The organism is Acinetobacter parvus DSM 16617 = CIP 108168 (genome assembly GCF_000368025.1).
In the GTDB taxonomy this organism is placed as follows: Bacteria; Pseudomonadota; Gammaproteobacteria; order Pseudomonadales; family Moraxellaceae; genus Acinetobacter; species Acinetobacter parvus.
In genome coordinates, this window is record NZ_KB849212.1 from 341803 (window position 1) to 367508 (window position 25706).

Consider the following 25706-nt stretch of genomic DNA (forward strand, 5'->3'; position numbering starts at 1 on the left):
AACCTCTTATAAAATTATAAGAGGTTTTTTATTGATCTTGATTCTTTATGGTAAAACACGGCGTAAGGTTGCAAAGCACTTTTCGCCTTTTTCATTGGCACAAAAATCAATGGTATTGTCATTCGTCCATTTCACAAAATATTGTGAAACCTCACCTGTTTGATCCTGTTGCTGACCAGAACAGTCCATCTGATTATTGTCATACTTAATCTGTAAGATCAGTGCAGGCAAACGTTCCTTGTGATCTTCAGAGGGCTGGTAATCATACAGGCCATAAGACCATTCCTGACCACTTTTTATCACCACATCACTCATGCCACGGAAGTTATAATATTCGATACATTTCTTGTTATTGGTAATTTCCATTCCCCATAAACCCATAATTTCTGGGCGGCTGGTGACACGAATTGCATTTGCTTTTGCAATTTGCTGGGGTGTCACTGTTTTCGCATTCACAACCGTATCTGCCATAGTCCATGTTGAGCAAGCCCATAACAATCCAATAATATAAATATTTTTCATAGATTTAATTAAGTCGTAATCTAAACGTTGCAGTGGCTTAACTTAGCATATTTTTAAAGAAAATCCCGCAATCATAACAGCATATAAACACAATATTTTTAGTATGCAATTTATTTGATTGTTGTGCATTTTTTTCAGGTATTCTTATCCAGAATCACAGTTAAAATTTTCCATTTTATTAACGGTTTAGCTTTAGGGATAAAAGCCATGAAATTTTCTGAATACATTCAATATGACGGACTCGGTTTGGCCAAATTGGTCAAGGACAAGGAAGTTCACCCATCTGAACTGTTACAGGTGGCATTGGAACATACCCACAAAGCCAATCCAAAACTGAATGCCATCATTATCCCGATGTATGAACAGGCTAAACAGCGTGCCCAGCAACCCCTTACGGGCACATTTGCAGGTGTTCCCTTTTTGGTCAAGGACCTGTTTCAGGAATATCAAGGTGTACCCACATCCTATGGCAGCAATGCACTGAAAAGAATCAATTACACACCTGACTTTAATGCAGAAATTGTCAATCGCTGGGAAAAAGCAGGAATTGTGACTTTTGGCCGTACCAATACACCTGAGTTTGGCATCAAGGGCATTACTGAGCCTGATGCCTGGGGTGCATGTCATAACCCGTGGAACTTAAAGCATAATAGTGGTGGCTCTTCGGGTGGATCTGCCTCAGCAGTGGCTGGCGGTCTGGTTCCTGTTGCTGGAGCGGGTGATGGCGGCGGCTCAATCCGTATCCCTGCCTCCTATTGTGGGCTGTTTGGACTTAAACCGAGTCGAGGACGTACACCGTGGGGACCACAGTTTAGTGAAGCCATGCATGGTGCGGCCATGCAACATGTACTCTGTAAAACCGTTCGGGACAGTGCCGCCATGCTGGATGCGGTTTAAGGTCCAGAACAAGCCTCACTTTTTATCATTCAATCCCCAACCCAGAAATATCTGGACGTTATCCAGCAAATGCCGAAAAAATTAACAATCGCATTTAATACCCAGTCACCGATTGGCACCAAAGTTTCCAAAGATGCGATTCAAGCGGTTCAGCAAACAGCCAAACTTCTAGAGTCACTTGGACATATCGTGGTTGAAGACCGTCCGCAAATAAATGGCCTCGAACTGGCTAAAAACTTTATCACCACATGGTTTAGCCAGTTTTCCTACATGCAGGCACAAATTAAACACATGTCAGGTGCGACCGATGAGGATTTTGAGCTTGACTCCAATGCCCTGGCAGCCTTTGGCGCGAAAACCACAGCAACAGATTATATTCACACCCTGGAGAATTGGGGAATGTATAGTACCCAAATGAATATCTTCTTTGAAAAATATGATCTTTACCTAACCCCAACCACCGCATCAGTTGCACCCAAAAATGGTGAAGTTGCAATGCCTAGCTGGCAAAAGCCTATCCTAAAAGGCTTCTTAAAAGTTGGAAAAGCCCATTATCTTGCACAAGGTAAACTGGTCGAAAAAATGGTGCAAGAGAACTTAAGCTGGGTGCCTTTTACCCAATTGGCGAATGTCACAGGCTTACCAGCCATGTCTGTGCCTTTATACTGGAATAAAAATGGCTTGCCTTTGGGCAGTCAGTTTATTGCACCATTTGGGCGTGAAGATCGTTTACTTCAACTCGCTGCACAGCTTGAGCAGGCACAACCGTGGATGCCACAATATAAAAATATTCAGCTTTGATTTAACTTAGACGCTGTCGTTTCAATTTGATTCGGCAGCCAGACCACCAAAATCAAGCCTAGAAGAACGACCACACTGGCACATAAGAAAATGGTGGCACCTGATAGAATTTGCCAGTAATGCCCTGCCAATAAACTTCCCGATGCCACACCAAGCCCCCACATGGTACTGTAAAGTGCCTGCCCACGTCCTTGCTGTTCAGCAGAGAAATTCTGGAAGATGACTTTCATTGCAATGAGGTGAAAAAGCCCAAAACTAAATGCATGCAGGCATTGTGCTAAAAGCTGCCCAATAAAATGCGTATTTAACATACCCACCAACAACCAGCGTAAACTGGTCAGGATCAAACAGGCAGCAACCAATGTTCTCCAGGAAAAGCGGATAAAAAAGACTCTTTGCGCCACTGCAAACATCACAATCTCAGCAATCACACCTGTCGCCCATAAAGTTCCAATCTGCATGGTACTAAAACCGATTTCTTTCAGGAAATTGCTATAGAAGCTATAAAAAGGTGCCTGTGAAAACAGTAAAATAAACTCAATACCAAAAAAGGCAGCCACCATTGGTTTTTTTAAAATTGGTAATAAAGGTTCCAGCTTCTTTTGCGAGCTTGGCGCATGTTCAGGCTCTTTAATACTAAATGACCATAAAAAGGCCAAAAATGAGAATGATAACAATAGAATAGGTAACATTGAAATTGGAATGATTTCCAATAACGCGCCTACGGCAAATACCCCAACAATAAAGCCGACTGAACCCCATTTCCGAACCTTGCCATATAACTCAGCCCGCTTTTCACCCAGCCAGAATAAAGTCACCCCCTCAAACTGTGCCAGAATCGCATTCTGAAAAAAGCTGAAAACCAGCATCAATAAGGCAATCGATTGAAAGCTATTCGGAATAATAAAAATTGCAAACCAGATACAGGCTTCCATCCATGTTGCGATTCGTACCAGTAGCATCCGCTTGCCTGATTTATCTGCAATCCAGCCCCAGATCAACGGCGCGAAAAAACGGGTAATAATTGCAATCGAAGATAAAATTCCAATTTGCTTATAATTAAAACCCTGATCTTGCAGATAAAGGTTCCAATAAGGCATAAACGTTCCCACTATGGAATAGTAGAACAGGTAGAAACCACCCAAACGGGTCTGGATATTCAGGGAGTGCAACAAATTAAGGGCCTTATCAACAAATGTATATTGGAAAAAATCGGAAAATTTATCCAGATAGGTTGAACTGAATTTTAGCTGATTTAAGAGAATAATTCTCAAGTCTAACAATTCATTACTTGTGGTTAAAGACGGTTCTTGGCATGGTTTGTGGATTGCTGAATTATAGGAATCTCCTGCCTATGGCTAGCCCTGCACAAGCTATAAGACATAAACTACTCAATACTTTCTTTTCAAGACATTCGGTTTGGTTCGTTTGTATCTTGATCACGCTGACGATTAGCTGGTTCAAGGTCATTTATACACCATATAGCATTTATTATTTTATTTCCGACACTTTATTGAATGGGCTTTGGCTTGTGACAAGCCTGCTCAGTGTGCTTGGCTTGTATGACCTGCTCCAGAAAAAGCATGCAATTTTAAGAAATTATCCAATTCTGGGACATTTCCGTTTTATTTTTGAGGATGTGCGCCCCGAAATTCGCCAGTATTTTATTGAAGCCGATCAGGATGCATTGCCCTTTTCCAGAATGCAACGCAGCTTGGTTTATCAGCGTGCAAAAAATGAAAATGCAGACAAACCCTTTGGTTCAATCATTGATGTCTATCAAGCCAACTATCGTTTTATTGTGCATTCGATGACACCCTGCCCACCTGCCGATCCATCCACTTTTCGGGTTCTGATTGGCAATGCGCAATGTAGCCAGCCTTATAGCGCCTCAATCATGAATATCTCGGCCATGAGTTTTGGCAGCCTAAGCGCCAATGCGATTCGGGCTTTAAACAAGGGTGCCCAACTGGGCAACTTTTACCACGATACGGGTGAAGGTAGTTTAAGCCCTTACCATCTGGAAAATGGCGGCGGCATTGTCTGGCAAATTGCCAGTGGTTATTTTGGTTGTCGTACACCTGAGGGATTATTTGATCCTGAGAAATTTACCCTACAGGCGCAAAATCCAAAAATTAAAATGATCGAGCTTAAGCTTTCACAGGGTGCCAAACCAGGTCATGGTGGCATTTTACCCAAACATAAAATCTCTGAGGAGATTGCCCGTATCCGTGGCGTTTCCAGAGACCACGACTGTATTTCTCCCTCTCGTCACCCAAGCTTTAACACTCCCATTGAAATGATGCATTTCATTCAAAAACTGAGGGACCTGTCTGGTGGCAAACCTGTTGGCTTTAAACTGTGTATTGGGCAGCCCTGGCAATTTATGAGTATTGTCAAGGCTATGCTCGCAACTGGGATCATTCCTGACTTTGTGGTGGTGGATGGTTCTGAAGGTGGAACGGGCGCTGCACCAATTGAATTTAGTGACTACATTGGTACTCCTTTACGAGAGGGTTTACGTTTTGTCCATAACACTTTGGTGGGTGCAGGATTACGCGGTCAGGTCAAGATCGGCGCCAGTGGAAAGATTATCAGCGCGTTTGACATTGCCAGTACATTTGCACTTGGCGCGGATTGGGTCAATTCCGCACGGGGATTTATGTTCGCTGTAGGTTGTATTCAGGCACAAAGTTGCCATACCAATCAATGCCCTGTTGGAGTTGCCACACAGGATAAAGACCGACAAAAAGCCATTGATGTACCCAGCAAGGCGGAACGTGTTTTTAATTTTCATAAAAATACACTGCATGCGCTTTCTGAAATGATCGCCGCCGCGGGTTTACGTCATCCCTCAGATATTAAGGCGCATCATTTGGCGCAGCGTTTGAATGATCGTGAAATTAAAAATTATGCCCAGATTCATTTTTTCCTCAAGGAAAATGAATTACTGCAAAATAATTTGGATGATGATGAAAACTTTTATTATCGGATGTGGAAACTGGCAGATGCGGATCGGTTTTAACAGAAGAATTTAAATAACAAATCACCACTAATAATAGTGGTGATTTGGCTTCGCATGTAAAAAAGCAGGAATCAAACCTGTCAGTGCAGCACGTATATCAGCACGTTCATTGATCAATTGATGTGATCCTTCTTCCAGCATCAATAAAGTCTGCAACCTAAATTTACGGCGAATATATTCAATGTTATAGCGCCAATCGACTGTTTGATCGAGTGCGCCTTGCGCTAACCACACAGGAATACGACAGGCTGGACGCTGTTCCATTTCCAGCATCCATTTCGACATGGCCAGAATCCAGTCCATACCCATCATACGCGGTTGTAATGGGTCTTTTAAGCGTACAAAACGCAAAAATTCTGGGTTATGATTATTACGGCGAAAATGTCGTGGCACTTGGGTTTTAATTCGCCGAATAATACCCAAACCAACTGAGTTGTGCCACCAGGCGGTTTTAGCGGGACGAATCAGTGGTGACAGCAACAGAACCCGATCAACAATTGGATCTTCACGGCGTTCTGCAAACTCCAGTAAATGATGCATCCAGATTGCACCACCTGTACTTTGGCCAATGCCCAGCCACGGTCTAGGCAACTGTTTAGCTCCACGGACCGCGTCATATACTGCATGTAAAACCTGTTGGTAATGATCAAAGTTCTGGATACTGGCAGCTGAACCATTACTTAAACCGTGCCCAGGAAGATCATAGGTAATCACACTAAATCCCTGATCCAGGATTTCCTGGATAATCGGCTGATAGATTCCACTATGTTCCAAATAGCCATGCAGCAGGCAGACTGTCCCCTGAATTTTTTGTTGTCTTGGCTGAAATACCTGCACATGCAAACGGAACAATGGCATTTCTACATAACCCTGCCAATGCTCACAGTCAAGCAAGTGTAAGCCATAAAGCTTACGATAGGCCTGTAAAGGTTTAGAGGGTTCAGTTGTGGTTGATAAATCCAGTGGTTCCAAAACCTGTGGTGTGGTTTCACGATTCGGAACAGGTAAATCCAGTTGTTTGAGTATTGTCGGATTTAAAAAAGGAATATTGGACATTATGGTATCTCCCGACAATCACTAGAGCCAAATAACATATCACGAACCGTAGCCAGCATTTCATAATTGGCACGGCGACTATGGTCATAATTTTGTTGGCTAGGGCGCCAACGGGTCAAGCTGGTTGGCATGGGTGCAAACACAGGAACGGTTTCTATACCATTCAAGGCAAATAAACGGCGTGTCCGTGGCATATGATATTCATCAGTAATCAGGATCACGGTAGGCGCACCACCTTTCTTTTGCAACAGCAAAGAACTGAATCTGGAATTCTCACAGGTATTCATGCTTCTATTCTCAAGTAGCTTGGCCTCAATACCACGCTCTTTTAACCATGCCTGCATATACGGTGCTTCCACACCACTTAACACAATTGGCAAGTTATACTTTTTTTCCACACTCAAGGTCTTTTCCAGACGTAAGCGTGTGTAGTTGTTCACCACAATATCTTTACCATTTTCAGCAAGGGTCAACCCTCCACCGAGCACCACAATCGCATAAGGCTGTGAGGTATTTTTAGGCTCAATATCCCCATCCTTATTTTTTTTCAACTCGACCAGATCTTTATTGGTCTCATCCTTTTCATCTTCATTCACAGGCAATGCAACAGGATAGGTTTCTAAAAATGCCAGATACTTGCCCATGAGCGCCTGATTATCAGGTGTATTGCCTTGTAAGAAATCTGTTGGAGAACTGATCACAACTGCTGAACTGTCCTGATCCTGCTCTGCTTTTTGGTTTAGCAATGGAATGTTGTTTTTCTTCTCTTTTTGCTCTTCCTTTTCCTGTTCATCAATAATGGTTTGTTGCAGCAATTTATAGCGTGCCTGTATCAACCTTAAATCTTCAGGCTTTTCTGACTCAAAGGTTTTTTCCATCAACTTTAAATAGGCCTGACGCGCAATCCATAAGTTGGAACCAGGTTCCAGATTCTCATGCTCACTTAAAGCCGCTGCTTTCTGGCTTTCAGCGGCCACCTCATTGACATCAACAGGTACAAAATAATTTAACCCTTTCACCACAAGCTGTGAGTAAAATGGAGAATATAAAAAAAGCACAAAGCAGCCCAATAGCACAAATAGTATGGTGGCTATCCGCACTAAACTGACCATCCAGTGTACTTGTGCCATATCACTCCTTATACAGTATGGGGTTGAATCAAACCTTGCTCACTATATAACACAGGTTCAGGTTCAAGCTGAATACTAAACTTTTGTTTTACATCATTTTGTACAGCAGTATAGGTATTTTTCACATCTTCCAGCGTTGCATCGGCATAATTGACCAAAACCAGTGCCTGTTTATGAAACATGCCGACACAGCCTAATTGTTTACCTTTCCAGCCCGCCTGATCAATTAACCATCCAGCCGCCACCTTAACATTGTCGTTGGCTTGGGGATAATGCGGAATGTTGGGAAAGTGTTGAGAAAGTTTTTCAAATTCAGCCTGAGTTAGAACGGGATTTTTAAAGAAACTGCCCACATTCGGAAACGCTCTGGGATCAGGCAATTTACTTTGACGAATCTGTATCACCTGATTTTGCAGGTTCTCAGCCGTTTGTTCATCTCCAACCGCCTGCTTTAAATCACCATAACTCAGTTTTAAACTGGCATGTTTTAACAGCTTAAAGGTTACACTAATGATGATGTAACGATCAGGAAAGTCTTTAAAAATACTATGACGGTAAGCAAAATGACAATCCTGAGCTAAAATGGAGTCAAAGCATTTCAGTTCACGGTCATACACCTGTATCGACTCAATAAACTCGCACACCTCAACACCATAGGCACCAATATTCTGTACAGGTGATGCTCCAACCAAACCTGGGATTAGGGCCAGATTTTGCAGACCGAACCAGTTCTGCTGGGTGCTGTATAAAACAAAATCATGCCAGACCTGCCCCGCACCTACTTTAACTGTAATGGTTTGGTCATCCTGAGCAACAACTTCAATGCCCTGAATATTTAAATGAATTGCCAATGCCTGAATATGCTGTGGTAATAACAGGTTGCTTCCACCCGATAAAATCATGACATTAAGCTGCTGCTGTTCAGCAAATGCCAATGCCTTAACCACATCATCAGGATGATTGATCTGGGCATAATGCGAAACAGTGGCATTTAAATTGAGCGTGTTTAAACTTTTGAGTTGAACCTGCTGTTGTACATGCATGTTGAAAAATCCTATTGCCCTGCCTGCATTTGCTTTTTAAGAATGTTGATCCATGCCTGACTGCTTGATTCGCATTGATCCAGAACCCGATCAAAACCATCTGCCTCACCATAGTAAGGATCAGGAACCGCCTGCTGGTTAAAATGAGGATCATGCTCACTCATCAATGCAATTTTGGCACGAATCTGTTCAGCACCAAACTGGCGTAGCGCTTTCGACAGAAGTGACTGAATATCATCAAAATTCTCATAGTCCATTGCAAGAATCAGGTCAAATTCAATAAAATCTTCAAGACGAATTTGTCTGGCACGTAAGCCCGATAAATCATAACCACGCTGTAGCGCATGTTTTTGGCTTCGCGCATCAGGTGCCTTGTTTGGGTGATAATTGCTGGTCCCTGCCGAATCGACCCATACATTTAAACCATGCACATCACAATAATGTCTGAGAATTGCTTCCGCTGTGGGTGAACGGCATATATTTCCTAAACAGACACATAACACCTTATAGGGCGTTGGGGATGGCATAATCACCTCAAAACTACACTTTTTAGAGCATCTTATGGTAATTTATTTGTGCACTGAAACCTATAGTTGCCTTATATAAAAATGTTGTATTTATTAGAATTTGTTGGCATTTTTTCTAGGATTGCGACATAGGTCAGGTATGGACAATGATTTATCAAAAGATAGAAATAAGGATGTATGTATGAACCAGTTTCAGTTCCAGACCGTTCCCAACATTATTGCGGGTTTAGGCTCAATACAAGAACTTAAAACCATCTTGTCACAACATGATTATAAAAAAGTGCTTCTGGTCACTGATGCAGGCATGATTCAGCACCAGCTTCATTTACCCATTCTAGACATTCTGGATCAGATAGGTCTTGAGACTATCATTTATTCCGATATTCAGGCCGACCCACCTGAACATATTGTTTTAGAAGCTGTTGATTTTGCGACACAAGAGCAAATTGATGTGATCATCGGTTTTGGTGGTGGTAGTTCCATGGACGTGGCTAAAATCATTGCCTTGCTCGCACACCCTAAACAACAGCAAAAACTGAGTGAAATCTATGGTGTAAACCAAGCCACATCCCCTCGTTTGCCACTCATTCTTATTCCAACAACAGCGGGAACAGGTTCAGAAGTCACACCAATCTCAATTGTCACAACAGGTGCAACCACTAAAATGGGTGTGGTAGCACCAATTTTATATGCCGATGTGGCCATTTTAGATGCAACTTTTACACAAGGCTTACCTGCGCATATCACGGCTGCAACAGGTATTGACGCGATGGTACATGCAATTGAAGCCTATACTTCAAATGTTAAAAAAAACTTCTATGCAGATATGTTAGCCCAAAATGCACTGAAATTATTAAATCATAATTTAACTAAAGTATTGAAAAATGGGGCTGATTTAGAAGCTCGCCAAAATATGCTGGTAGGTTCAATGCTGGCAGGTCAGGCTTTTGCCAATGCACCTGTCGGTGCGGTTCATGCACTAGCCTATCCACTGGGTGGACATTTCCATCTATCACATGGACATAGCAATGCACTGGTTTTGGTTGAAGTTCTAAAATTCAATGCACCAAAAGCCAAACAATATTATGCTGAACTGATGCAATGGCTGGACCCTCGTAGTACAGGCTGTATCGATGGACTATGTGATTTATTTATTGACCACATGCAAAACCATCTGGATCAAAGTGGTCTTACCCTGGAACTCAAGGAACTGGATATTGCCGAGGCAAAATTGCCGCAATTGGCAAAGGATGCCATGCTGCAAACCCGACTGTTGCAGAACAATCCAAGAGAAATGACCGAACAAGATGCTTTACAGATTTATCAGGCGATTTATACATGAGTAAACCCACTTTAAAAACACGCGAACAGTTTAAGTTCTTTTTACCAATTCAGACCCGATGGGCAGACAATGATATTTACGGGCATATCAACAATGTAACCTACTACAGTTACTTTGATACCGCAGCCAATTCATTACTGATCCAAAAAACGGGATTTAACATTCACAACAGTGAGATCATTGGTTTGGTGGTAGATTCAGCCTGTAGTTTCTTACAGGAACTCTCCTTTCCTGAAATGGTTGAGGTGGGTGTCGCCATTGGAAAGATTGGTAACTCCTCACTGCGTTATGAGCTGGCAATTTTTAAGCAAGATCAAACACAAGCAGCAGCTCAAGGGCATTTTGTGCATGTGTTTGTAGATCGACAAACCAGAAAAAGTAGAGCAATTCCACAATATATGCGTGAAGTGTTACACGCCTATATGCTCATGGATTAAATCAAACCCACTTTTCCAGATTATGACTCGGAAAAGTGGGCTGCTTAATTATTAAACATACGGTAACACATGCGGAACAATATCCTGGAAAGTACGACCATGCACATTTTCACCAATCGCATGCATTTTCCAGGCGCCATTATGGCGGTAAATTTTGGCAATAATCAGGCCAGTATGTGCACCTTGCGAAGACAGTTTATAACTCGCGATCACCTGATTACTGTTTTGATCAACCAGACGGCAGAACGCATTTTCAACTTTTTCAAAAGTTTGTCCACGGAAACTGCTTACGGTAAATGCCAATGACTTGACATGGCTTGGCACTTGATTCAAATTCACATGAATCACTTCATCATCACCATCGCCTGCACCAGTCAGGTTATCACCTGAGTGTACGATACTGCCATCCTTACTGCGTAACTGCCCAAAATAAACCACATCTACAACCTGTTTATTTTCATCAAACAGAATGACGGACGCATCTAAATCAATGTCTCCACTGCCACCACCAAAGCCAAATAAACCCTTGCTTTTGGCAACATCCCAGCCTACACCCAGAAAAATTTGTTGTAAGCTGCTTCCATCCGCTTTTTCAAGATTAATTTTCTGACCTTTTTCCAGATTAATCGCCATTGTTTTCTCCTCTTTGTGAAATAAACGTTTTCAATGATTTATCATTCATTATAAAAAATTACTGACCTGAACGTGATGGGCCTAGCTTGCTTTGTAACCATGCCAGAAAGTTCTGACGATTACGTGAACAGATAATGACTTTACCCTTACCTGAAAAACGTAACACCATTCCCTCGCCACTCATGACGCTATTCATCAGATTTCCCAACAGACCACTACTTTGTGAGGTTGAAACAGATAAGTTATAGTTTAAGCGTGAGTCCCAACACACCACATGTCCATTATCAATCACAACCTCTTTATTTGGTTCCACTTCCAGTTCAAACAATGTACCGCAACCCGCAACCACCACCTGCCCGTGTCCGCTGGTTTCCATGACCAGAAATCCACCCGTGTTTCCGAAAAAGGCGCCGCCAATACTGCTGTTTAAACGTGCCTTGATTTCCACGGAATCATGCGCTGCGACAAACGCGCCGTCACTTAAAATGTACTGGGTTGCACCTACATCTAAAATCTGCATATCTCCATCCAGTGCAGCAGAAAGTAAACAATCCCCATCACCACGTACTGCTTCGATATGTTGTTGAAATAAAGATTCTTCATTGGCAAAACGGCGCAACAATGACTGCATTAAGCCACCTTGTAAACGTCCTTTCAGTTCTAAAGGAGCTTCCATCATGACCATTGCATTACTTTCACAGTAAATTTTATCGCCACGGCGCATAGATACATGTAAAAATGGTTCAGGTGAACCAACCAGACTAAATTGTGCCATTTCTCTATTCCTTCAGTTCTGAACAATATTTTTTTGCTGAGCTACTTTGAGCCAATCGGGAAATTCTTCCAATAACAATTCATATAAACGCTCGTCAGAAACACTTTCAATTCGGTCCAGACTAAAGAAATTGCAGTTGTCCACAATACGTCCAGACATTTCATCCAGTTTTTCCAAAGCTCCGTAGTCACGCCCATCCACTCCCACAAACTGCCAAAATATAGGCAATTCTGCGGCTTTGGTCAGTACTTTTTGCATTTGTCTGCGATTTCCCACGCCACCATCAGAAATAAATAATACATAAGTCGGAGTTTTATCCTTAAATCTTTTATAATAGTCAATGACAGCCTCAATGGCAGGAATTTCCTCATTATAACGGGCACCGACCTGCCAGTTTTTCCAGCCACGCTGGGTGGTGTTGATAAAGTCATTGACATTATTTAGGGTGACATCATCCAGTTGTGTGGTTTTTTGTGCAAATGCCCAACATTCAAAACTGCCATCATCATCAAAATGAATTGCCAGTGGCATTAAACGATTCACCACTTTTTGTACATCACCACGGCGATATTGTCCATCCATCGAACCTGATGCATCGAGTACCAACGCCACTCGTGCTGTCACACCCAATAAATTTTTCTTTTCTAATTGAACCAGAGACTTTTTAGTCAGATCAATAATTGAGGCATTACCTGTTTTTTCGGCTTTTTCCAGCGAAAGTTTTTTCTTTAAATCAAGTCTTGATGCTACAGGTGTCATATTTAGGGAAGCTTGTGTTTGTGATATTGGCGCTGGAGTTGATTCCTCTGCAACTTCACCACCAAAATGTTGAATCAATGCCGCCAAACCTGCATTGAATCCTTGCCCAATGGCTGCCAAACGCCAAATATTATCTTTACGATAAATTTCAACCAACATCGTGGCTCGTTCCTGAGCAAAGAGCTGCCCCTCTAATTTCAATTCAGCAATCGGCTGTAATTGTAAATTTAAAATTTGAATCGTGGCATGTTGCAGTTGTGACATCACTGCCTGACCATCAATCGCAGCGGTTAAAACGAGATATTGGATTGTGTTTGGTAACTGATCAAGATTGACCAAGAAACGACTCTGTTGTGGCTGATTATCGAGTAACTGAACGGCTTGGCATGGTGTTTTAGGCTGATTATAAAATGTCATATAACGCTCATCACTCAATTTATATTGAGCATCCAGACCAAAACTGGCAAGGTCAAGTATAAAGCTGGCTTGATATTGAATCTGAATATAAAAAGCGTTTTGGTCCTGCAATAAATCATTTAATTTTATTTTTTGTCCACGAACTAGATTCAGCATTTCTTTTAATAGCCTATTTTATCATTATTTCTTCAAGTGAAGAAAAATAGTGCCTAAACACTATTTTTCCAAAGCAGGTTTGCCGACTTAAACCGCTACACCATAAGAGGCTGCCAAAGGCCCTAAACCGCCTGCAAAGCCTTGACCAATGGCACGGAATTTCCATTCGCTGCCATTTTTATAAAGCTCACCAAAGATCATGGCTGTTTCAGTGCTGCTGTCTTCAGACAAATCATAGCGTGCAATTTCGCTACCACCTGCATCATTGATGACACGGATATAGGCATTGCCAACCTGGCCAAAGTTCTGGTTACGTGTCTGACCATCATAAATCGTCACTGCAAAAATCACTTTGCTCACATCAGCAGGAACTTTGCTTAAATCAACGCTTAAAGTTTCATCATCGCCAGCACCTTCACCTGTGCGGTTGTCACCATTGTGTTTGACTGAACCATCAGATGAAGTCAAATTATTGAAGAAAATAAAGTCATTGTCTGCACGTACCTTACCGTTTTCTCCAACAAGGAATGCAATCGCATCAAGGTCAAAAGCCTGACCATCTGTCACGCGAGGGTTCCAGCCTAAACCGACTGTTGTTTTAGTGATTCCCGGCGCTTCTTTAGTCAAGCTAACATTGCCACCTTTGGTTAAGCTAATTGCCATGAGTTATTCTCCTTATCTCATTGCTAAATTATATTTTATGGATATAACAGTTTTGTTATATCCCTGGATTTTATCAAGATTGTGATTGTCGTTTTTCATAGGCAATTGATGAGAGAACTGCCCATATAATGAACGCCACCCCAATCAGGCCTGTTACCACTTCTGGCACATGCCCACCTGTACCTGTGTATAGCATAATTGCTGCCAGCATTCCAATTGCATACATTGCACCATGCTCCAGATAAATAAAGGCTTCCAATGTGCCTTTTTCCACCAGATAAATGGTCATGGAACGTACAAACATTGCACCAATCGCAAGACCAAGCATAATCACAACAACATCAGTTGTAATTGCAAAAGCACCAATCACACCATCAAAACTGAATGAGGCATCCAGCACTTCCAGATAAAGGAAACCCCCAATACCTGCTTTCACAATTGTGCTTGATGCACCTTTGGTAACGCTTTCTGAAGCTTCGCCTTCTTCATCTTCTGACTGGCTGCTTTCAAGTAAATGCCCAAGTGCCTGAACACCCACATAAACCACAATACCCCAGATGCCTGCAATCGCCACCACCAATTTCGTCTCTGGCGCAACAAAACCCACCATAATGAGAAGGGCGATCATTGCAACGAAAACTGACATGGCAGGAACATTCGCTAAATTTGCTAAACGTGATTCCAGCCAATGAAACCAATGCGTGTCCTTACCATCATCAAACAGGAAGTTAAGGAAAACCAAAAGCAGGAACATGCCCCCAAAGGCAGCAATTTCCGCGTGATGTGCCAATAACTTTTCAGAATACTGAACTGGATCGTTGAGTGCCATCCTGACAACTTCAACCATTCCCATATCTGCAGTTACAGCCACAATGACAATTGGGAAAATCAGGCGCATACCAAAAACGGCAATCAGAATCCCGACAGTTAAAAAGATTTTTTTCCAGAATTCGTCCCAGTGACGCAATATTGATGCGTTGACCACGGCATTATCAAAAGATAGCGACACTTCCATCACAGCCAAAATCGTAGTGATCAGCAATACCCGAAGCATTGCCTGCACGCCTGCCTCTGGTCCATGACTGAAGCCCCACCATGCAGATAATGCCAGACAGATCACGGTAAAAATAATTGAGAAACGAAAATGTTTCATTGTTACCCTTTCAAAAAAATCTCAAAACATACATCTTGTCTGTTTTGAGAGATCGGTTTTAGCCAACTTGAATACCATATTGTTGACACATTGCAGCAAGTCCGCCCGCATAGCCCTGACCGACTGCTCTAAATTTCCATTCGCCATTATGACGATAGACCTCACCAAATACCATGGCGGTTTCGGTTGAATAATCCTCGGCTAAATCAAAACGCACAATTTCTATACCTGAATCCTGATTGACGACACGGATAAAAGCATTGGCAATTTGTCCAAAATTCTGTCCACGACTTTGGGCATCATGAATGGTGACCGTAATGGCAATCTTTTCAACTTCAGGAGAAACCTTAGATAAATCGACTAAAAGTGATTCATCATCACCATCGCCCTGACCTGAACGATTGTCACCCGTATGCTCAACCGAGCCATCCTGTGATTTTAACTGGTTGTAGAAAATAAAATCATGGTCGCCACGCACCTTGCCTGAGGCGGTTAATAAAAACGCACTGGCATCCAAGTCAAAAGATGCGCCATCAGTTGCACGTTCGTCCCACCCCAAACCAATTAAAATACGAACTAAAGTTGGATCTGTTTTACTTAGGGAAAGATTTCCCCCTTTATTTAAGCTAATTGCCATATTTTTTCTCCCTCATTGCATCATGATAGAAATTTAATTGGAGTTAAAAGTCAATAGGTTTTTATTTACTACCTGCTACCCAGCGCAGGCCAAAACCAAAAGCCTGATCCAGTTCTTTATGACCAGGTACATAACGAACATGTCGCTGCACCTGAATATTGCCAGCCTGATTGGTCAGTTCGACAATGCCACACATACCCAAGGGCTGTCCCTCAGTTAAACGAATTTCAATGGGTGGCTGGTCTGGCACAAAAATGGTGACCACAGCATCTGTTTCCGCCCAATTGGGTACACCCTCGTAGATAAATGCGAATAACACGACACGGCGAATTTCTTGCCAGTATTGACCATTAATCCTTAGCCATTCACCACCCTGTAAAGCCCCAGTACGGTCGTCCGCAGAAAGCTGAATAAATGGGAAAGCGTTAAAATCCCCAAAACGGTTGCCCAATGCCTGAATCACGGACTTGGTGCCATCCTGCATTTCAAATAGACAGCCTAAATCCAGATCAATTCCCTGATTCTGGTTGAGCAGTTTTTTAAAGAAGCCTGCCGATTGGGACTGTATAGAACGCTGATTCCAGTTGAGATTAATCTTAATCTCACCAAAACCCTGTGTCTGTTTGGTTAAATTAATTCGACTGTTGCCTTTGTCCAGCGTAATTTTACTGAGGTTTATTTTAGACTGAGGCGGTGTAGCAACAGGTGGTGGCGGCGGCATGTTGGGTTGATCGTTGATTTCAACACCAAAATATTCGGAGAGCGGCTTTAATCCACCATTAAAGCCCTGATTGACAAAGCGGAATTTCCATTGATCCTTATAACGATATACTTCTGCCAAAATGAGGGCTTTTTCAGTCTTTTCAGCACTATTGACTATAGCCGTAGCACTTAACTGTCCATTTTGCCATAACTCAACCTCAATATTCTGAATCGCATTGATTGCACTCTGTCCATCAATGGTGGCACACAAAGCGATCTTATTCAGTTCCAGATCCAGCAATTGGGTATTTAAATTGAATTGCGCCAAATAAGGCGTTTTACCATTTGCCTCAATTAACTCAACACTACGGTTTAGAGTGTGTTTCTGTCCATAAAAAATCATGTCCGCATCACCACGAACCTTGTTTTGGGCATTGAGTAAATATGCACTTACATCTAAATCAATATGTGCAGGTAATGCAGTTTTGATTTTAATCTGACACTGAGGTTGTGCCAGTACCAAATTTGCACCCGCAGTCAATTGTTGCATTATTCATTATCCTCTTTTTTAGTGTTATTGCTTCATGCCAAATATTTGTGATCGCTCTAATATACGTTCTGCCCAACGGCGATGTGTGGCAGGTTCCAACATACTTCCATGACAGGCGAATACAGCCTGACCAGAATCTCTTAAAATATCCTGAGCTTGTTTCAATTCAATATCATTGACTTGATAGGCCTGATGCACAATCGCAATCTGTGCAGGGTGAATAATGGTTTTTCCAGATAAACCATGTTGTAAATCCAGATATAACTCGTCCTGCAATAACTTCACCTGAGTAAAATGTTCACAGACAGGCGCACTCAGTGCAAAGCCATAAGGTAAAAACTGCCCCGCCAGATTTGCAATTAATGCCCCAATAGGCGTTTGATACAGGGTCAAATCACTTGGACGGCGCACAGCCAGACAGTTGAGTAAATCATTGCCGCCTATTCGCAGCACCAGAACCTGACGAAAGTCCTGTTGCAATGCCTGACGTAATTCACGCATAGCGCCCATATCAAAGGCTTCTGCATCTTCAAGTGTTGGCATCACCTGAATAAAGTCAGGTAATATCTGCTGCCATTGTCGTAATTGATTTAAGCAGAATTTAGGCAGCACCATGCCATCAACCGCAATCAGTTCCTGCCACTGCGCCAACTCTTCCGCCATTGCAATATGGCGAGGGCGTATGAAGATTTTAGGATGTTGTGCTTGACGTGGTTGATCCTGAACCTGTTGCAACAAATGCTTTAAATTGACTTTTGCCGCTTCCAGCTCATGCTCGGAAACTGCATCTTCCAGACAGATGACCAGAGAACGTAACTCAGGGTACTTTTCCCCATTCACCACTTGCCATAAATCAGGTCTGGTCGCTGGCATATAGAGTGTTGCACCTAAAGATAATGCCGATAACATCAACCTGCTCCCAATTTCTGAATGAGGGTAATTGCGCGATAAGGTGCGATCTGGTCACCCACTATCTGGACTGGTGTCTGGGTTATTTCGGTTAAATGACGTAACAATGCCGTGTCGGCATCATTCGCATCCCTGAGCAGAACCAGATCAGGCACACGCCTTAAAATTGCCCGTGTTGCTTCGGCAATGCTTGGCTTGATCCGATTGATATTGGTAATTTGATAATGTTCTGCTAATTGTTTAACCACAGCCTGACTTCGCTGTCTTTGTAATTGCTGTTGAGCGCTTGTCCAAACGGCATTTTTTTCTGACGGAAGTTCTCGGCGTATCTGATTGATTTGTTTAATAAATGACTGTGACATATCAAAAGCTTTTAAATGATTATATTCAACACAGCCATGCCACTGACCGAGATTGCTTTCCTCAATCTCGTTGAATTGCAAAGGCTCATTTTCGCAAATACTACGAGAAATTAATCCTGAAATGGTTGAGCCTAAAACACCTGATGGAATCAACCAATCCTCACCACTGGCTGCCAACCAAGCACAACCACCAATATCTGACAACACTACCAAGGGCAAAGGTCGATCAGCAAAACGGGGGTCATTGGCTAGACTCCGTTGCAATTCCTTTTGAATCGCGCCTTTACCAGTCCAGCCATCTACAAACACTAAAGATTGATGGCCATGTTTGGCAATAATTGTTTCCAGAGCAGCAAAATCAATACCACGATCCCTGATAATGCTGATGCCATAATGTACACAATCATGCCCCAAATCTTGCAATGCATGATAAAGCAACACCCCTAATGGCACACCAGCACGTACAAAACTGACCAATACAATCGGTTCAGCAAACTCTGTTGAGAGTGTTTGTGCCAGTTGTTGCACCTCTTTTGCCAAACGTTGCTGCCCGTGCTGCATTGCTTGTTCAAATAGCTGCAAATGACGCTCCGTGGGTGCCTGCTCCTGACTGATCATTTGTGAATAATGTTTTTCACCTGATTGAATGAGGCGTTCCTTTTCCAATGTGTCTGTTGGTTGAATCTGGATGCGATTTAACAGGAACGTCACTTGCCCAGCTTGATAACTTCCACTAAATCCCTGTGTTAAAATAAGTTCTGATGCTTTTTCTCTACTAATTTTTTGTTTACTGGTAATCGCCATAATATCCTTCTTGTTTGTACTGCTGCGTCAGATTGTGTTTTACCCAACGATTCAACTGGCTATGGTTTGGCATTCCCCACCAGTGACATAAATTCAAAAACTCAACATCCGACAAACTGTCGCCATAGCCTAAAATTGGGCGTTGTTGTGCGCTAAGTTGCTGCAAAAGAAATCTGGCCGCATTGGCCTTACTCACAGGCTGTGGAATCAGTGCCAGATTATTACCATTTAAATGGAAGTAAAAACCTGACAATAAATTCACATCAAGACTATTGAGCAACTGGGGCAAAAAATTCGGCGCATAAGGATTGTCATTTTCTGTATTTTGCTTTGCCACAACATACAAACCCAATCCCTGTTCTTCAACCACCCATGTCCGAATTGAACCAAAATGTCTGGAATGCTGCTGCACAGCTTCAATCAGGGCTTCCTGACGTGTCTGATAGGGTTGTAATGCCTGTTGCATCTGTCCATGCCATTCAGCATTGACACTAAGGTCCGCATTCAGCACCGTTCCACCATGAGAACAGACCGCCCCATACTGAAAGGGTAAATGAACTCGGGATAAAGCCTCGGCACAGCGTGCAGTCACTGGAATCACATGGGTACTATGCAATAACCACTGTACAAAATGCTGTTGTATCGGGTTCATATAGGCCAGAGCTTGTCCCTGCTTATCAGTGGTGACCATTTTAAAGTCAGCTTCAGGTGTAATGCGGCGATGGGTCTGGAACAACGTGTCATCCAGATCCACCAACATTAAGGGTGTACGAATTTCACTGGAGTCAAATAAAAAATCAGTCATTTACAACACACAAGTTAAAATTTTGATGAGGATAGTCCACAGCACTGATCACTTCAGCATTTGGCAACGCTTCAAGCAGGCTTTTCGCGACTGAATGTGTTGCGGTTTCGACAGTAATCAAGACTCGGTCATAATCCTGTGGATTGATGTTGTAGACAAAATTTTGAATACCTAGCCCATAGTTATCCGCAAATGCCAAGGCAGACTGAATGGCATGTCCAACAGCAATCGGTGAACGGGTAATTGCACTGAACCTCACATCTGCGCCTTGCTGCTGCAAATACTCTGCCAACAGGAAAGAAGACCAGACATACTCGCCACTGCCCAACACCAGAATACGTTCATCAGGTTGTACCGCCAACCGAATATGCGCACCACTGTCCTGAATGGGTAAACGCCCCCAGGTCGGCTGTGCTAAAGTATCAAACGCGCCAAAGGCGACTGTATCCACCTTTGGCATATTGATCTGGATTGGATTCTCAGCATCACGCCATTGCCATTTGCCTGTCATTAATGCTACAGACTGACAGTTTAGATCGGCAATATGAATGCCTGATGACCAATCTGCCAGCGTGGCAGTCACCACATGAGAAATTCGATTCAGCCCTGCCTGTTGTAAAGCATGGATTAAATTGACAAAGGTCTTGCCAGTTGATGCTTCATCGTCTACCAGTACAATGCTTTTGCTGTTTAGAATCTGTTGTTGAAGCTCTGCATCGGGTGAACCATATAACAATTGATCCTGTGCATGGCTATGTTCTTCTAAAAAACGTGCCAGTAATGGCGCACCATGTACTGGATGGCGTGTTGTTGTCACATAAATCGCTTCAGGATAACGTTGCTGCAACACCTGATGAACGCCTGCGCCCAGCCCAACCGCCGTTTCCGCCATGCCAATAACCAACACAGGTTCAGGTAAATCATCAGGAACCAGCTCAGCCAAATCAGTAAAGGCATGGCGCATAATGTGGGGACTGACGGGGATATGCCGCCCTAATACTTTCGATACAAATAAAAATGCACGCTTTGGATTAATGCGTTCGGCAAAACCCAATAAATCCTGCCATTTCCAGTGGCTATTATCATTGGGTTGTAAGCTTAATACTCCCCTCTGTAATTCAATCTCAATCATATATATCTTAAATCTAACTTAAAAATTATATTTATACCGTTTTTTATACCACACAAACACTTTGGCTAATATGTCGAACCATAACAGTATTTTCAATTTTTTCAGGCTGATAATCCAATCCGAATGTTTCTGCAATAGCAGCGTGGACCAGATTGACACCACTATAAAATGTGTGCCCTATTCCACCCGAAGGGCGAGGATTAACTTCCAAAATAAATAATTGTCCATGATCATTATAACGGGCCTGCATATTCACCAAACCATCACAACCAAACAATTCAGCAACCTGTCTGGCCAGTTCAATGGCCTCACCTTCGAGTTTCAGTTGCTGGTAACCACCGCGCTGTTTACAACGGACAACCGCACATCGGACTTGCCCATGCACACAAAACATATCCACTGAACATTCCTGACCCGATAAAAATGGCATCACCAAATAGGCAGGCGGATTCGGCGATTGTCGATAACTTTCAATAAATGTTTGTGGATGTGCCCTAAAATTCTGACTATTGGCAAACATATCAAATGATGTCGCCTTTGTATCCAGATGCCAAAAACCTGATGCAAATACACCTGTCACAGGCTTTACACATACTTCACCTTTCTTCGACCAACTTTCATAGGCGGCTTGCAACTCTTCAGCATGATATACAGTGGTGGCAGGGACAACCGCAATCTGATGGTGTAAACAGGTTTGGGTAAATACTGATTTATCATGTAATTGGGCAATCTGCTCCATGTGATCGCAGCCAGCCATAATCCGAATACCCAAAGCCTCGAAACGGTGTTTCTGTTCCAGATAAATTCGTCCAAAACGCCCTGCAATAATTAGCTTTACCTTTAGGCGCTGTGCCTGTTGTAGCACCCACTCCACGCGCTCAGCAACGGCAGGCTCCTGTAACGCAATATCTGCAACAGATGTGATTTCAGGCCGCCACTCGGGATGGGAGGCCACCACATGAATAGGTAGATTAAAAGGTGTATGTTTTGCTGCCAAAATTAAATCTCGCTGACAGGAATGGGCTTGGGTAAACCAGATTCCAATAGAGTTTTCAGCGATATTCATTTCTGTATTTGTTCCCGTCACTTCTAAAGCTGCATTCATTCACATTCCACCATTTGTACCACCACTAAACGTCCGCCATCCTGACGTGACAATAAAATCTGCTTCCCATCGGTCAATTCAATTTTTCCACCTATCGGAATAATCTCTTTGCTTGCCACGTCCATCAGTTCAGGTAAATTCTCATTGACCAGCCACCATTGCTGTTGATGGAAAATAAAATAACCCACCCGTTTGGTTTGCTCTACACTTAAACGTTCATTTGGCGCAATCAAGTTATTGGCATGCCATTGATAGATTGACTGGCCTGTCCAGACCATCAAACGGTGATTATCAGGTCTAAAGCTCCCCTCCCTGCGTGCCGAATATAGGTTTAACACAGGCAATTTGCCGTGAAATGCCGTGCCACAAAATGGGCAGACAGGCTTGGTGCTGTTGTCAAATACATACCATTTTTGACCACAATCTGGATTTAGGCAGGGCTGCATTAAATCAACCGTTTTCACCAATGCCGTTTCCCAGTCATTGGCAGAGGGCCGTTGCTGCGGTTGATGCAGACCTGTAACAAAACTCTGTAGAAAGAGTTCCTTTAAATATGGCCCTGTCACTGTAAATGGAATTTTTTCGGGGTCTGCCCACGGTAATGCACTCGGACGAACCTGCGCCACTTTAACCCGATTACTTGCATCCGATGGGTGTTCAATAAATAATGCATTTTCACCCATTGCCAGATTTTCATCTTTTTGTGGGTCATTGACATCATGTACTTTGCCACCACGTAATGGATGGCGATAGAGCAAATACATATAAATCAGCACAGCCAGAGCATGACGATCCGTCATGATATTGGGCAAATGCCGTTGAGGATCATCTTTTTTAAGATGGTTGGTCATCACCACTTCAGGCGCAATAAAATCTGGTGTTCCCACCACATCAGGCGGATATTTGCCTGGAACAACCAAACCATCCACATCAATGACGCAAGCACGCCCCATGACAGGATCAATCAAGATATTTTTATAGGACAAATCGGAGTGGGCCAAACCAGCCGCATGCATACGGCGCACTGCACGCGCAATTAAAATACAAATCTTGAGATAGTTCAGCCATGTGCCTTTTTCCCGTTCATCCAGAAAGCGTTTCTGGTTATTGGCACTCGCAAACCATTTTCCCTCTTTTTCTTTCCCTTTAATCCCCAAAAAATCATTATTTTTAGAACCAAACTCAAAGAAAAATGGCTTTTGATAAGTAGGTGCTGTAATCCCCAGCAAGCCATTGTATTCCACCAAACCATCAGGCCAGCAAAATACATTTTTCCAGTAATCACCACCCGCACCGTTAAAAATACCTTGCCATTTATTGCCCACAATTTCTTTTAACCGATCTTTCTGCCGTTCCAGTTCAGCCTGAGACTGATAAAAATGGTTTTTTTCCTTGCTAAAAAAACACACCACATAAGATTTATCAGGAGAAAAATATACATCTTTCATGGCACCCGAACCGATCACTTCATCAATAAATGCAATTGGACGGCCATCGAGCGTTTGACATTGAATGACTTTACTCATGTTCTTCTCCGTTTATTTCGACAGGCTCAGTCACCATAGATGAGTCATGGATTGAGCTTGTCGAAACCGTCCATAAAATTGCCAGAGTTCGATCATCATGGTGTCCTGCACTAAAGAATGCCGACCATTCCAATAAGGCCTGTTCAGGTTGTTCCTGTTGTAAGTGTGGTTCAATTTCTTGCCAAAGTGCCTGCCATTTTTTTTGATTTTCCAGCCCTGCATCTGTTTCAAAACGCGGATCAGAAATCCCATCGGTCATGAGAATTACTGCCTGAGCGTCATCAAAATAGCCAATATGGACTCGCTGTTTAAAATCTCGTACCAAACAACCATAATCTAAAAAGCGGGTTTGTCCTGCAAATTCCCCCCCATCAGGTTTCCCCATTAACCGTACGCGGTCTTTACCATAAACTGCAATCGCTCCATCACCGACCCAAAAACTACTTATAAAGGTTTTATTGTCTTGTTGCCGTACCACTGCAAACAATAATGTTGTAGCAAACAATTTAGAGGCAACGCCTTGTCGAGTGGCTTCATGTTCAATTTGTTCAATGGCTTGTGTTGCGGCTGAATAAAACGCATCACTAAATTGATTGCCTAACTGATGCGCTGCATTTTTGGTTTCAGGATCATCATTAGCTCCGACTTGCCACTGTGCCAACAATCGGTCAGATTCACCTGATTGTTTTTGCATGAAAGCTTTTAAATACTCACCAACAGTATTCACCGCAACCCTCGACCCCTCACGGGAAAATTCGGCACTTCCTGCACCATCTGCCACAACCAATACCGACCAATTACTATCCGCGACCTGAGCAACAAAAAAATCATCATCACGGAATGTTCCTGCATGTTCATGTGAACGTCCTCGCTGACTACACGCAGCAATATTAAAATCTGCCGCCTGAATCAATTGACAACGATTATTTGCTTTCCAATACATCGCATTTGGATCAGGCTCATTCACCTGCCATAAACTACGCGGATCAGCCGTGACAATAAACGTGACTTCCCCTGACAACCATCCTGCCTGCTCATTTGCCGTTTTATATTGAAAAATGAGTTTAAATTCACCTGCCTGTGTGGGTATGCCTGAAAGTTGCTGTGTCACTGCATCAAAACAGATACCCAGATTTTCAGGAATCCTGACACTTTCATGATGAATCTGTAGATCCTGTTTCACGGGATGTTGCATTTGAATGCTGGCTTGATAGTTCTGTCCCACTCTAGCGTTGGGAATCTGAAAGTGAGGCATTTTTTTCACCGTTTTTACCCCAGTTTGCAGGGATGTTGAGGCATTGTCTGGAATAGGGCTGGATTGTTTTTCAATGATTGGAGTCGTTACGGCCAACGGTAAATGTGTAGGCACAACAGAATTAGATTCAGATAAATCTGTCATTTCGGATAATATGGATTGATTGTCATTATTTGGTGGTGTCAAAGGTTGTTTCTGTTCTGATTCAAGGTGCACAGATTCTGCTTGAGCAGTATCAGGCTGTGGATAAAAGCCCAGAGGTTCTACAGCATTCTTTGACACCCCATGCTTTTCACATGGGCTATTTTGCACAGGCGCATAAATCGGCAAACGTCCCTGTTGCAATATTTGTTGTAACAAACATCCCTGAAAGTCTGGCAACTGCTCCAGTTGAAAACCCACCGCATCATAAAACTGTTCTGCCAGATCATGATAGGCATTGTAAAGACGCTTATTTTGTACACATTGCTGCCACCATTCCTGATTTTGCATCTGATTTAATGACTGGCTTTTATGATTTAAAAGTTGTGCTAATGTATCAGCAAGGGCCTGTTTTAATTCTGGTGTTAATGGCTGAAGCATA

Annotated in this window: 23 protein-coding genes and 1 pseudogene; 4 read left to right on the forward strand and 20 right to left on the reverse strand. The window is 42.8% G+C overall.

All coding sequences use genetic code 11. The features are described 5' to 3' along the window. Window positions 1-45: 45 nt before the first annotated feature. Window positions 46-522, reverse strand: a complete 477-nt coding sequence (locus F988_RS08095; RefSeq protein WP_004682385.1) for a hypothetical protein — start codon at window positions 520-522, stop codon at window positions 46-48. A gap of 207 nt (window positions 523-729) precedes the next feature. Between F988_RS08095 and F988_RS08100 the strand changes: the two are divergent. Further along, window positions 730-2220, forward strand: a pseudogene (locus F988_RS08100) (amidase). Here F988_RS08100 and F988_RS08105 read toward each other — a convergent pair. Beyond that, window positions 2211-3395, reverse strand: coding sequence for an MFS transporter (locus tag F988_RS08105; protein ID WP_193759610.1), 1185 nt, complete (start codon window positions 3393-3395; stop codon window positions 2211-2213). The pseudogene F988_RS08100 and the gene F988_RS08105 overlap by 10 nt on opposite strands. Before the next feature lie 179 nt (window positions 3396-3574). Between F988_RS08105 and F988_RS08110 the strand changes: the two genes are divergently transcribed. Beyond that, a complete protein-coding gene (locus F988_RS08110) occupies window positions 3575-5245 on the forward strand; it encodes an FMN-binding glutamate synthase family protein (protein WP_004682390.1) in 1671 nt (556 codons plus the stop codon). Between the two features lie 27 nt (window positions 5246-5272). Here F988_RS08110 and F988_RS08115 read toward each other — a convergent pair whose 3' ends face one another. Genes F988_RS08115 through F988_RS08130 form a run of 4 tightly spaced genes read right to left on the reverse strand, consistent with a single transcriptional unit; the run spans window position 5273 to window position 9001 of the window. Continuing rightward, window positions 5273-6301 (reverse strand): alpha/beta hydrolase, encoded by a 1029-nt coding sequence (locus tag F988_RS08115; protein WP_004682392.1) that lies wholly within the window; start codon window positions 6299-6301, stop codon window positions 5273-5275. Then, window positions 6301-7431, reverse strand: a complete 1131-nt coding sequence (locus F988_RS08120) for a YdcF family protein (protein WP_004682394.1) — start codon at window positions 7429-7431, stop codon at window positions 6301-6303. The genes F988_RS08115 and F988_RS08120 overlap by 1 nt, the downstream gene beginning before the upstream one ends. Before the next feature lie 8 nt (window positions 7432-7439). After that, window positions 7440-8474, reverse strand: coding sequence for a UDP-N-acetylmuramate dehydrogenase (gene murB, locus F988_RS08125; RefSeq protein WP_004682395.1), 1035 nt, complete (start codon window positions 8472-8474; stop codon window positions 7440-7442). Window positions 8475-8485: 11 nt separating this feature from the next. Further along, window positions 8486-9001, reverse strand: coding sequence for a low molecular weight protein-tyrosine-phosphatase (locus F988_RS08130; RefSeq protein ID WP_004682396.1), 516 nt, complete (start codon window positions 8999-9001; stop codon window positions 8486-8488). A gap of 181 nt (window positions 9002-9182) precedes the next feature. On the opposite strand from F988_RS08130, the gene F988_RS08135 reads away from it, so the two are divergent. Both F988_RS08135 and F988_RS08140 read left to right on the forward strand, forming a co-directional pair. Beyond that, window positions 9183-10343 carry an iron-containing alcohol dehydrogenase gene (locus tag F988_RS08135; RefSeq protein WP_010589278.1) on the forward strand — a complete coding sequence of 387 codons (1161 nt, stop codon included), beginning with the start codon at window positions 9183-9185 and terminating at the stop codon, window positions 10341-10343. After that, the gene (locus F988_RS08140) at window positions 10340-10780 is read left to right on the forward strand and encodes an acyl-CoA thioesterase (protein WP_004682398.1); all 441 of its coding nucleotides are present in this window, start codon (window positions 10340-10342) and stop codon (window positions 10778-10780) included. The genes F988_RS08135 and F988_RS08140 overlap by 4 nt, the downstream gene beginning before the upstream one ends. 51 nt (window positions 10781-10831) lie before the next feature. Here F988_RS08140 and F988_RS08145 read toward each other — a convergent pair whose 3' ends face one another. From F988_RS08145 to F988_RS08210, 14 genes are all read right to left on the reverse strand, one after another. After that, window positions 10832-11413, reverse strand: coding sequence for a TerD family protein (locus tag F988_RS08145; protein ID WP_004682399.1), 582 nt, complete (start codon window positions 11411-11413; stop codon window positions 10832-10834). A 58-nt stretch (window positions 11414-11471) separates the two neighbouring features. Beyond that, entirely contained in the window at window positions 11472-12188 is a 717-nt protein-coding gene (locus F988_RS08150; protein ID WP_004682400.1) for a TIGR00266 family protein, read from the reverse strand. Between the two features lie 12 nt (window positions 12189-12200). Beyond that, on the reverse strand, window positions 12201-13520 hold the full coding sequence (locus F988_RS08155) for a VWA domain-containing protein (protein WP_004682402.1): 1320 nt from the start codon (window positions 13518-13520) through the stop codon (window positions 12201-12203). Window positions 13521-13607: 87 nt separating this feature from the next. Next, a complete protein-coding gene (locus tag F988_RS08160; RefSeq protein WP_004682404.1) occupies window positions 13608-14183 on the reverse strand; it encodes a TerD family protein in 576 nt (191 codons plus the stop codon). Between the two features lie 73 nt (window positions 14184-14256). Then, the gene (locus tag F988_RS08165; RefSeq protein WP_004682405.1) at window positions 14257-15336 is read right to left on the reverse strand and encodes a DUF475 domain-containing protein; all 1080 of its coding nucleotides are present in this window, start codon (window positions 15334-15336) and stop codon (window positions 14257-14259) included. Window positions 15337-15394: 58 nt separating this feature from the next. Further along, on the reverse strand, window positions 15395-15973 hold the full coding sequence (locus F988_RS08170; protein WP_004682407.1) for a TerD family protein: 579 nt from the start codon (window positions 15971-15973) through the stop codon (window positions 15395-15397). A 61-nt stretch (window positions 15974-16034) separates the two neighbouring features. Beyond that, window positions 16035-17225, reverse strand: a complete 1191-nt coding sequence (locus tag F988_RS08175; protein ID WP_004682409.1) for a TerD family protein — start codon at window positions 17223-17225, stop codon at window positions 16035-16037. Window positions 17226-17249: 24 nt separating this feature from the next. Beyond that, window positions 17250-18134 carry an HpcH/HpaI aldolase/citrate lyase family protein gene (locus tag F988_RS08180; protein WP_004682410.1) on the reverse strand — a complete coding sequence of 295 codons (885 nt, stop codon included), beginning with the start codon at window positions 18132-18134 and terminating at the stop codon, window positions 17250-17252. Beyond that, window positions 18134-19300: a cysteine protease StiP gene (gene stiP, locus F988_RS08185; RefSeq protein WP_004682411.1), complete on the reverse strand. Its 1167-nt coding sequence runs from the start codon at window positions 19298-19300 to the stop codon at window positions 18134-18136. The genes F988_RS08180 and stiP overlap by 1 nt, the downstream gene beginning before the upstream one ends. Further along, a complete protein-coding gene (locus F988_RS08190) occupies window positions 19284-20105 on the reverse strand; it encodes an HAD family hydrolase (RefSeq protein WP_004682412.1) in 822 nt (273 codons plus the stop codon). The genes stiP and F988_RS08190 overlap by 17 nt, the downstream gene beginning before the upstream one ends. Next, the gene (locus tag F988_RS08195) at window positions 20098-21237 is read right to left on the reverse strand and encodes a phosphoribosyltransferase domain-containing protein (RefSeq protein WP_004682417.1); all 1140 of its coding nucleotides are present in this window, start codon (window positions 21235-21237) and stop codon (window positions 20098-20100) included. Before F988_RS08195 ends, F988_RS08190 begins: the two co-directional genes overlap by 8 nt. Window positions 21238-21280: 43 nt before the next feature. Beyond that, window positions 21281-22342, reverse strand: a complete 1062-nt coding sequence (locus tag F988_RS08200) for an ATP-grasp domain-containing protein (protein WP_004682418.1) — start codon at window positions 22340-22342, stop codon at window positions 21281-21283. Then, window positions 22339-23868, reverse strand: a complete 1530-nt coding sequence (locus tag F988_RS08205) for a helix-hairpin-helix domain-containing protein (RefSeq protein WP_004682420.1) — start codon at window positions 23866-23868, stop codon at window positions 22339-22341. Before F988_RS08205 ends, F988_RS08200 begins: the two co-directional genes overlap by 4 nt. Then, window positions 23861-25705, reverse strand: a complete 1845-nt coding sequence (locus tag F988_RS08210; protein ID WP_004682425.1) for a protein phosphatase 2C domain-containing protein — start codon at window positions 25703-25705, stop codon at window positions 23861-23863. Before F988_RS08210 ends, F988_RS08205 begins: the two co-directional genes overlap by 8 nt. Window position 25706: the final 1 nt, after the last annotated feature.